Source organism: Oleiphilus sp. HI0128 (assembly GCF_001635365.1).
This window is the reverse complement of sequence record NZ_LWGG01001284.1, coordinates 1-7,262: the sequence shown is the minus strand read 5'-3', so window position 1 is coordinate 7,262 and position 7,262 is coordinate 1. Positions and strand designations below refer to the sequence as shown.

The 7,262-nt window shown below is 44.0% G+C and carries 6 protein-coding genes; 3 read left to right on the top strand and 3 right to left on the bottom strand.

All coding sequences use genetic code 11. From position 1 onward, the window contains the following. Nucleotides 1-55 precede the first annotated feature (55 nt). The gene (locus A3763_RS21535) at nt 56-1,543 is read right to left on the bottom strand and encodes a leucyl aminopeptidase (protein WP_068634075.1); all 1,488 of its coding nucleotides are present in this window, start codon (nt 1,541-1,543) and stop codon (nt 56-58) included. A 207-nt stretch (nt 1,544-1,750) separates the two neighbouring features. Between A3763_RS21535 and lptG the strand changes: the two genes are divergently transcribed. Then, nucleotides 1,751-2,812, top strand: coding sequence for an LPS export ABC transporter permease LptG (gene lptG, locus A3763_RS21530; RefSeq protein ID WP_068552995.1), 1,062 nt, complete (start codon nt 1,751-1,753; stop codon nt 2,810-2,812). 278 nt (nt 2,813-3,090) lie between these two features. Then, nucleotides 3,091-4,287: a DUF6160 family protein gene (locus A3763_RS21525; RefSeq protein ID WP_068552994.1), complete on the top strand. Its 1,197-nt coding sequence runs from the start codon at nt 3,091-3,093 to the stop codon at nt 4,285-4,287. A gap of 84 nt (nt 4,288-4,371) precedes the next feature. Here the strand turns inward: A3763_RS21525 and A3763_RS21520 are convergent, their stop codons facing one another. Further along, on the bottom strand, nt 4,372-4,854 hold the full coding sequence (locus tag A3763_RS21520) for an RDD family protein (protein WP_068552993.1): 483 nt from the start codon (nt 4,852-4,854) through the stop codon (nt 4,372-4,374). 141 nt (nt 4,855-4,995) lie between these two features. Here A3763_RS21520 and A3763_RS21515 point away from each other — a divergent pair, with 141 nt between their 5' ends. Beyond that, nucleotides 4,996-6,342, top strand: coding sequence for a DUF5610 domain-containing protein (locus A3763_RS21515; RefSeq protein ID WP_068634074.1), 1,347 nt, complete (start codon nt 4,996-4,998; stop codon nt 6,340-6,342). A 52-nt stretch (nt 6,343-6,394) separates the two neighbouring features. Here A3763_RS21515 and A3763_RS21510 read toward each other — a convergent pair. After that, nucleotides 6,395-7,262 (bottom strand): LysM peptidoglycan-binding domain-containing protein (locus A3763_RS21510; protein ID WP_156495240.1); only part of this gene is annotated, 868 nt, incomplete at its 5' end.

Below are 7,262 nucleotides of genomic sequence, written 5' to 3'. Positions count from 1 at the left end.
CTGGGCATGCTTTTGTTGTCGCTGTCGTAATTAACTCAATAGTCTTGCTAGATATTTAAGACGCTTTGCTTAACAGATAGTTCAGTAGCAAAGGAACCGGACGACCTGTTGCACCTTTGTCTTTTCCTCCTGATACCCAAGCTGTACCTGCGATATCCAAGTGAGCCCATTTGTATTCTTTGGTGAACCTAGACAAGAAGCATGCAGCGGTAATGCTGCCTGCGCCTTTGCCGCCAATATTTTGAATATCGGCAAAGGGGCTTTCGATCTGTTCCTGATACTCATCCCAAATGGGTAATTGCCACGCTTTATCGTTTACCTCTTTGCCTGACTGCAGAAGTTCATCGACCAGGGTGTCGTCATTGCCCATCACGGCAGAGGTGCTGTGCCCAAGCGCGATAATGCAAGCACCAGTAAGTGTCGCAATATCGATAACTGAGGCGGGCTTGTAGTTTTTGGCGTAGGTTAGGGCGTCACATAAAACTAGGCGGCCCTCTGCATCGGTGTTTAGAATTTCTACTGTTTGACCCGAAGCTGTTGTCACGATATCACCAGGTTTGGAGGCGTGTCCAGCCGGCATGTTTTCAGCCGCTGCAATGATGCAGACGATATTCATTTTGGGTTGTAGGTCGGCAATTGCAGTCATCGTACCGATAACGCTCGCGGCACCGCACATGTCATACTTCATTTCATCCATTTGCGGGCCAGGTTTTAAGCTAATTCCTCCGGTATCAAAGGTGATGCCTTTGCCGACTAACATATGTGGCGCATCGCCTTCTTTGCCACCTTTATACTCAAGGATAATCATTTTTCCTGGTTCTGAGCTACCTTTGGATACGGATAAAAATGCACCCATGTTTAGTGCTTCCATATCAGATTCTTCGAGTACTTTTACTTCAAAGTTATTACTTCTGCTTGCTAGCGCTAGTGCTTGCTCTGCTAGGTAAGCAGGTGTACAGACATTTCCGGGTAGGTTGCCAAGCGTTCTGGTTGTAGCCATGCCTCTCGCCTGAGCTTGAGCGATCACAGTTGCTTCGCTCAAGGCTTGTTGGTCTGCAGTGCAGCAGACGACACTGATGTTTTCCAATATGATGGCCGGAGATTTTTTGCTTTTGTACTGATCGAAAGTGTAATGCTGGTCAGAAATTGAGCGAACGAGACTGTTTGCGAGTTGTCTGGCGCTAATGTCTGTGCCATCTATAGTATTGTCCAAAAAGCAGTGTAAGGATTTTACTTTGGCGCTTTTCGCTTGACTTGCTAATGCGCTGAAGGCCTTGTTTAGGCTGCTTAGGTTTAACTTCTTTTTGTCTCCCATGCCCAAAAGAATAACGCTATTAGCGTGTTCGCTACGAAGGGGTAGGAAGAAGCTTTTTCCTGAATCACTATCAATGTCGAATTGCGATATGCTTTGGCTTAGTTGCCCATCAAGAAGTTTGTCGAGCACTTTGCCTTGCTCACATAGTGTCTGATTTTCGTATAGGCCTATGCATAGGCTGTCTGCTTTTAGTGATGAAATCGCGGTATCGACAATATTGTAATTCATTTCTGTCTCTTATCGTATCGAAGGTCATTAGTGCTGAAGCACATAATGAGGTGGTTTGAAAACGTGTATCGTCATAGAATAGCAAGCCAAATGATGAACTGCATCGTTCTTCAGCAAATTTCTGATATTAGGGCATATTTTTGATTAACCATAAGGCACTTTTGAAAACGCTTTTTAGCAGATTATATATGGCGCTAGGGAACAATAATGAGAAGAATTAATCGTTACATTGTGCAAACAGTGGCGGCGTCCATGCTATTGGTTGCGGCGGTTGTTCTATCGTTAGATGTTTTGTTTGCGTTTATGGCGGAAGTGAATGATTTGAGTGAGCAGTACGGGATTATTGATGCCGCATTGTTCGTACTGACGACCCTGCCTCGACGAATATATGACTACTTGCCTTTGGTGGCGTTTATGGGGTGCTTGATAGGCTTGGGTGCAATTGCCAAAAATAGCGAGTTGGTGGTGATTCGTGCAGCGGGTGTATCGACCAGAAGGATTGTCTTTTTTGCGATGAAGCCTGCAATAGTTGTTGTGCTTATTGGTTTGTTTTTGGGGGAGTTTGTTGCTCCTGTAACGGAAGGTATAGCTCAGAGTCGTAGAGCGGTTCTCCAGGGGGCAGAGCAAAATGTTGCCAGTCATAGAGGGGTGTGGCATCGGGAGGGTAATACTTTTATGCACTTTAATGCCGTGCAATCAAACGGTGTGCTTCATGGTGTGTCGTTGCAGAGGTATGATGCTGATCATCAGCTTGAAAGTAGTGTGTTTGCGAAGCGTGCTATTTTTCAGCGTGGTACTTGGCAGTTAGAGTCTGTTATTGAAACAAGCTTTAAAGGGGCGCGCACTTACGTCAATCATTTCCCAACTAAAACTTGGCAAACAGACTTGTCTCCCTCGGTGCTTAGTGTGTTGGTTGTCTCATCCGACGACTTATCTATATCGGGTTTATATACTTATTCTCAATATCTTGAAGCTCAGGACTTAAACTCTGACGCTTATATGATGTCATTTTGGAAGAAAGCGTTTCAGCCAATTTCAACGGCAGTATTGGTCTTGGTGGCAATATCGTTCGTATTTGGGCCTCTTAGGTCTGTCACGATGGGGTTTAGGGTGTTTTCAGGGGTAGTGGTTGGACTGTTGTTCAAGTATGCACAAGACCTGTTAGGGCCGAGTGCAATTGTGTTTGGTTTTAATCCAATCTATGCGACTGTTATTCCTATTTCGGTATGTTTGGTAGCAGGGATATTCCTTTTGCGAAGGGCACGTTGAGCTGGAGTGAGAGCAGTGTCTCACACAGACTTTCCATGATTGAACCAGGTTGTTAATTCGCGTATTATTCAAGCAGCAACTAGACTGGATAAAATGCGTATGTAGTAGTCCTTGGGTCAAGGGTGGATTGTAGGACCTTGGCACAGGTTTGTGTATGCATGGATGCGGGCTGTATTTAAGAAAGAAAGGGGCGCCTAACGGTACAAAGTCTATATATCCCGATTGGACTAAAATAGAGCTGAAGGCCGGCACAATAAAAAAAGTAGGAGAATACAATAATGAAAGGCTTGAAGAGGTTGGCTTTGGTGACGGCAGTTTCTGCTTTGTCATCAAATGTGATGGCCGAAGTCCAAATGCTTGATGAAGATAGTCTACAAGACGTCACGGGTCAGGCAGGTCTTACTCTTGATGTAGAAAGTCAGTGGGAGATCGGAGAGTTCGCATATCACGATGCAGGCTATTTGTTGATTCAAGGTATCCGTATGGGTGGTAACTCGTTGGGTAATGGTACGGGCTCTGCAGGTACGATGCTTGACAACTTACGGCTTGAGATTGACATCGCCGGTGATGGTACCGACGGTGATAATGAGCTTGCATATGGTTTTTCCAATATGCGTGATATTGCTCAGATGTATGTAAATGATGGGAATACTGATACGACGTTTGTTAGTGTTGCAAACGGTATTGACTCAACTCGTGATAACGCTGTAATTGACGATAAGCGCACATATGGTGATGGTGATTTGGTAATCCATTTTGACTTTACTGATGGCTGGGCTTCAGAAGGCGGTATCGATCAGTATAGAGCTGACGGTAGATTTGGATTAGACGATTTTCATACTGCAGAGCTAGTCCTAGAGCATGCTGTCGACTTTCGTCTTGAAATCGATGCAATTGGCTTGGCAAGTTCAAGTTATGAGCTAGGTTCTGCTGGTCTAGATACTGATGGTCAGGGTCCCGACCAAGGTGCTGCTGGTACAACTACCTTGATTAGTCAATTAGGTATCCAGGGTTACTTAGGTCCTGATGACTTACATCTTGAGAACAATGGTAACGGCTTTGATGGATCTGGACCTCTAGGTGGTAATACGGGTAAGGCTGACTCCAAAATATACTGGGGTCGTTACTTTAAGATTACAGATCTGGATGTATATATTGATATTGCCGGTGTTCAGATTTCTGACATGGAAATTCACAATGAGCGTGGCGATTTGACAGGTTTGGATGGCACTTCATCATTTAGTTTTGCGCACTCTATTCGTGAAATCTATGCAGTTAAAGATGCTGTTTTAAATATAGATGGTCTGCTTGCTGGTAGTAATCCTTTTGTGGATGGTATTGCAATCAATACGCGCTTCAAGGGTGATATTGATATCCACTCTATCTCATTCGGCGATACTGGTGAGTCAATCGGTCAGTTGTTTATTACTGATATGGAGTCGACTACAAACTGGATTATCTCTGCTCACGATTAATTTTTTGTTTGTTGTCTAAAAAGCTCTCGATTATGTCGAGAGCTTTTTTTTGACCTGAGAAAGCTGGTTTGACTTATTTAGAGTCTAGCTGCGCTTTGGAATTCGTATAACTTTGCTTTCAGATGCGATGCATTGCCAGGTTCGATTTTTCTTATCGATGAATACCCAAAGGTAGCCAAGACCGAATGCGGCAATGGAAACTCCGGCGACAAAGAACCTGACAAGGGCTTGGTTCCAGCTGATTGATGTGTTGTCCTCATTTTGTATGCGTAAATGCCAAACCTGCATTCCAAGGGTTTGTCCGGTTTTAGTCCAGAAATAACCAAAAAACAGAAATAGGGAAATAAAAAGCGTTGAGGATAGTAGTGGGTCCTTAAGCGATTGGCCTGACTCATTAATTTGCTTGTACTCTTCGGCACCAATAAGGCTATGGCTAATCGCCATATAGATCATGGTGATGGTCATGGTGAGAGCTATGCATAAGATACTGTCATAAAAAAACGCAAGAAGTCGCCGAAGGAGTGTGGCGGGCATGTATTGGTCGCTTGGTTCGGGGAATTTATTCATAGTAATCGCATTAAGTTGGTGAATTGCGTGGAATATAACAGATTCTTGCTTTAGATGTCTTTTCTATAAAAGAATGCCTAAAGAAAATCTTTTTGCGGACGATAATAGCTATGAGGTCAACCGGATTTTAGAGGGTTTTGTATGAACGCATTAGATAACATTGACAAGCTAAACGATGGTGGGCTGTCGCGGCACCGCTCGCTAGATGCCAGTAAGATAGCTGAAAGCACTGGCTCTGCAAAGCTAAGTGCAAGTATGCAAACAAGCGTTGAAACTCAGCTTTTAGAAGCCGGTACCGATAGTGGAAGGAGAATTTTCTCCCGCTCGATAGAGACAAACTTTAGTTTCAATATTACTATCGAAAAACCTCAGTTTGAGTTTAAAGTGCCTTCTCCATCAGATGTGGCTCATACTGTGCTCGGTTTTGTCGAACGCCGAATTGAAAGCGAGCTCAGAAACGGGGCGGATGAGTCGAGAATTGGTGACTTATTAAGTCAGGCTCGAAAAGGGATTGAGGCGGGCTTTTCATCCGCTAAAGAAGATATCAGCGCATTGGGTTTGATGGATGAAAAGCTTGAGGAGGAAATAGCTCAGTCTCGACATTTGGTTGATGAGGGGGTAGATGATATTGAAGGAAAACATCTGAGTGCTGCAGATGGCTTAGCTGAAGGGAGCAAGCAGAGCGCTAGAAATGAAGTTGCGGCTTCGACTAACACTCCTGTAGATACTGAGGCTAAAACCTCCCAGCAAGCTTTAAATGTTTACGAGTTTTTTACGCCAGAGAAAGTCAATGAACAACAGCTTAAGCCAGAGTCTTTCGAGGCTGTTTCCAAGTACAAATATGCAAGTCATGATAGTACCGAGTTTTCCTTAACGACCAGGGATGGCGATAAAGTCTCGATTCGTTTGAGTGATACATTTGCCTCTATTTACCAGTCTTCGGGAAACTCTCTAGGCGTGGCTGTGTCCGGCGATAAGTCGTTTGAATATAGTGTCGAAGGGGAGCTGGATGAATCGGAGCTTACGGCAATTAACGAGCTATTGTCGCAGCTAGGTAATGTAACGGAATTATTTTTTCAAGACCGCTTTCAGGATGCATTTGAATCAGCGATGAGTGTAGGGTTTGATTCCAGCGAAATTGCATCCTTTTCCTTAGACTTGTCCAAGACTGTAGCGGAAGAGTTAAGAACTTATGGTGCACCTTCTAGTTCACAAGAAGGTCGAACGAATGACTTATCAAACCTAAAGCGGTATCAACCTATTGTAGATATGGTTAATCACTTTAATCAGATGAATGATTCAATGGGAGTGTTTGAATCTCCGCGCGACTCAATGGTCAGCTTGATTCGTGAAACGCTTGAAAGAGTGAAAGGTATGATGAGTGAATTAAGTGAAAATAGCGCTGACGCTGATAAGTCTATGATTCCAGTAGATAAGGTAACTGTTTCCCACTTTATCGAATTTAGTGAGTACTTATTGTCTGAATGATTTTAGAGGTGGCTTCCTAGGTTAAAATAAATTCTAGCCTCGGTAACGGGGCCTAAGTAGCTGTTATGTCTACGTAGATGGTTAGCTTCTGTCCTGGCTGTAGATATTTTTTCTTGTTTAGCTTGTTCCAGCTTACTAGGTCATTAATCGTTACGCTGAACTTACTTGCGATGCGAGCGAGCGAGTCACCTTTTCTTACTCGATAGCCAATCTTTCTGATCATTTGCCTTTTATCTCTAAAAGACGGTAGCGGCATGCTTGCTTTACCTACATCCTTAAGTGACCAGATAATTAATTCCTGACCTGGCTTAATCGGGTCAGTGGGTGCCATGCCGTTCCACTTGGCTAGAGAGCGAACGCCTACTTTGTGAGCTCTGGAAATATCCCACATGGTATCTCCAGAGCGTACTTTATAACGTAGTTTCTTGCTGCCTTGGCTTCCGGATATTTTGTCTTGCTTGCGCTTGAGTCGATTATGCTGGCTTAAGTTGTAATAAGCTTTACCTTCAGATGCAACAGGGATAAGTAATTTTTGTTTCTCTCTGATCGTGTTAGAGCGCAGCTGATTGACTTGCTTAATCAAGGCTGGAGTTGTGTTGAATTTCTTTGCTATGCGAATTAAGGAGTCACCGCGTTTTATACTGTAGCGAGTCCAGTTGAGCCTCTTTTCTGGAGGTAGCTCAGTCAGCGCGGCTTTAAACTGTTTGGCGCTCTCAATAGGTACCAATAAACGATGAGGCCCCATGGGGGCGCTAGCCCACTGATTGAATCCTGGGTTGAGTTTATATATTTCCTTTATATCGATGCCGGCCAGGGTAGCTGCCTGGGCAAGATCGATCTGCCCGCCAGTTTGAACTGTCTCAAAGTACGGTTTATCAGCGATTTTCGGGAATTGAATGTTGTATTTTTCAGGCGACTTT